Here is a 3,179-nt window from a genome sequence, read left to right on the forward strand (position 1 = left end):
CTATAATTTAGTCTGATGTCTTAATCTGAAATATTCAAGTGGTGTGTCATGTATAATCAACAAGCACAACAAAGAAGTCAACAAAACAAAAATTCAGACTTTGAGTTAATAAATATCTGGTTACAACAAATTCCTCCTATACAGCAATCTTCTCATTTATATATAGCCCAAATGTTTCTGAAATTTGTCAGAAAACCACTAGAAAAAGTAACTTCAGCAGATGTTATAGCATTTGCAAATGTACAAAGTATTAATTCTCACAATCGGGAATCTCATCAACACAAACGAGTAGATACTATTAATTCTCTGCTAAAATTTGGTCAGCAAACTGGGATACTCCCTACTACTCAAAAAAAAATATTGTCTCCTAATACTACAAACTTCAAAAAATCAGTTTCCTCTCAAGATAAAATTAAAAATTACCGCACTACTCAGAAAGTGCAGAAAAAAACCTTAAACTTGTCTAAACTATTTAACCTCCAATTAGCTTCTTCCCTATTAATTATTTTAGGATTATTCATAGCAATCTCACAACTATTTCGAGCAGTAGGTGGGGGTGCAAATGCTGAGAAAAAAGGGTCAGTAACATCAGTAGTTATGCCTAAGATAGATCCAACTAAGAACTGGGCTTATCCAGTAAATGTTCCCAGAATTAGAGCTTTTCTAGATACAATCTCTGTGACAGAAGGTACAACAGGGCCTCAAGGTTATTATCGTCAATATACAGGCAGTCATTTCTCTAGCTTTAAAGACCATCCGAGAGAACTGAAATGTGCCCTTAGTAATGGTAAGGAACTTTGTTCTGATGCTGCTGGTAGATATCAGTTTTTGAGTACCTCCTGGGATAGATTTGCTCCTATAGTCAAGGCTAAGAATTTTAGTCCTACCTATCAAGACCGTGTAGCAATAGAGTTGATTCGAGAAAAAAATGCTCTGAAAGATATTGAAGAAGGCAGAATAGAAGAAGCTTTTAGAAAGTTATATATGGTGTGGCCATCATTTGGGGAAACTACAGCAGATGTGGAACGACTCATGCCTAAACTTATAGGAACTTATGAACAGAAATTGGCTCTTTATCAACCAAAGAGCGAATAGGGAATGTGGTGAGTGTGGGGAGTCTAGATAGAATTAGACCTCTCCAAAAATCAAAAATAAAATCAATTATTTATCGTGCAGAAATCATCAATTATTTTCCCCTACTCCGTACTCCCTCTTTTCTGGAGAAGCCTAATTTCAGCAATTAAGAATTTTCATGTGACGAGGTGTCGATACAATTAATAATTAATAATTACCCAGACCGAATAATTAACAATTATAATTTTCATGTGACGAGATGCCGTTTGCGCAGCATGACCTAGGAATACAATTAATAATTATCTAGAGTGGAAAATTCATAATTTATAACAGACTATCTCATGCTTCTTTATGGCCTATAAATCATTGATTATTCATTATTAATTATTAATTACAATGGGAGGCTTTAAGGCGTGAATTGTTGAATGAATAATTAATTGACTATCAACTATTAATGATTAATTATTACAGCAGTTTCCGAAGCTATGAGGTAAAGTTGTTTTTATTTTTTTCTATTCCCTATTCCCTATTCCCTGTTCCCTGTTCCCTGTTCCCTCAAACCTAAAATTTTGTACCTCACGGGCAACGGTAAGCGCTGTAACTATTAATTATTAATTATTCAGTAATATTGGTTTTCAATGATTTTGATTAACAAAAAAAATTATGTTATGTCCTATTTGCAGTGCAGAATATGTTGAAACAGTGCCAGAGTATTGCTCTATTTGTGACTGGAATTTAAAATCAGATACTGCTTTCTTTGCTACAGCAGAAATTTACCAACAGAAAGAACAAGCAAAGTTGAACTGGGCTAGAAAAATGTGGCAAATTGTACAAGCTAGGGAAAATCCTAGTCATCATAATAGCAATTCTGGTTTACCAACTGTACCAGCAGATGGAGTAAATGACAACCAAAATTATAGGGATATAAAAAAGCAACTAGATGAAATACAAGCTCAGTTACATCAGGCAGCAATAGAACGCTTCCAATTACATTCTCAGTTAGAGTGGGTGCTTTATCGTCTCGAACAACTTAATCCAGAGACTTTGGCAGAAACTCTATATCGTATTGATGAAAAGTTGAGTGCTATGCCAACTCCAGAACCGCCAATGTCAGAAGTAGGAATAGATTATAACCCACTAATAAATCTTTTGGCTGCTGGAAAATGGCGAAAAGCAGATGAACTTACTTGGGAGTTGTTACTGCAAGTGACTTTGAGGGAAGAAGAAGGTTGGCTCCAGTTGGTAGATATTGAGAATTTTCCTTGTACAGACCTTTGCACTATTGATTGGCTTTGGGAATATTATAGTCACGGGTTGTTTGGCTTAAATACACAACAACGTATATGGGAAAATGTGAGTGGGCAATATGGAGATTTTTGCGATCGCTTGGGATGGCGAGATGGAGAAAATTGGAAATATTATGATGAACTTTCTTTTAACTTGGAAGCTCCAGAAGGTCACTTACCGATAATTATATGGCGACGACGTGCTTGTTATGGGGTTGGCCAAATGATGGCTCCTGAAACTTTTGTTGCTTTAATATCGCGACTAACAACTTGTGGTGGTAATAGATAATTGACACTCTTACTGTTAACTGGACTTTAGCAAAAAGTAGCTGAAAAATAGCATCAAATCCTTACACACTAATGAATTAAGTTAAATTTAGCCTGCGCAGCTAATATATCTAGCTTTGAGCAATTTTTAGCCAGTTGAGGTATTTACCTTGCCCCTATTGGGTTTGAACCCATTTTTCCTATCAAAAATCTTAAAGTCCAGTTAAGTCTAAAGATTATAATGGAAGATTATTGTTTTGGTGAGGCAATCCTAGTCATATCGTTTCACGGAAGTCAAAAGTCAAAAGTAAGATTTTGTGAACTAAAAACTTTGACACTATGGTAATTTCAAGCAATTATTTCACATTTTGAAATCTTCCCGACGCTACTCTCAGGAGACAGCGCCGGATTCCCTAGCATCACTGTTAGGGGCTTTCTGCTGCCTCTTGCCTCCTGCCTCCTGCGGAGGAGCTGCGCTTTTTCGTATAGGGAATGCTCCGCTTTCCATGTCGCTCCGCGTTTTGCTGGCGCACAACTTTCGTATAGGGAATG

2 protein-coding genes are annotated in these 3,179 nt (G+C 36.3%); both read left to right on the plus strand.

Going from position 1 to position 3,179, the window contains the following annotated elements; translation table 11 throughout:
- Positions 1–48 precede the first annotated feature (48 nt).
- Complete coding sequence (locus AFK68_RS04645) at positions 49–1,095, plus strand: glycoside hydrolase family 104 protein (protein ID WP_094671788.1); 1,047 nt, start codon at positions 49–51, stop codon at positions 1,093–1,095.
- 642 nt (positions 1,096–1,737) lie between these two features.
- The gene (locus AFK68_RS04650; RefSeq protein WP_210407229.1) at positions 1,738–2,649 is read left to right on the plus strand and encodes a GUN4 domain-containing protein; all 912 of its coding nucleotides are present in this window, start codon (positions 1,738–1,740) and stop codon (positions 2,647–2,649) included.
- The last annotated feature ends 530 nt before the right edge of the window (positions 2,650–3,179 follow it).

The sequence above is a fragment of the Hydrocoleum sp. CS-953 genome, assembly GCF_002260545.1.
Classification (GTDB): Bacteria; Cyanobacteriota; Cyanobacteriia; order Cyanobacteriales; family Microcoleaceae; genus Trichodesmium.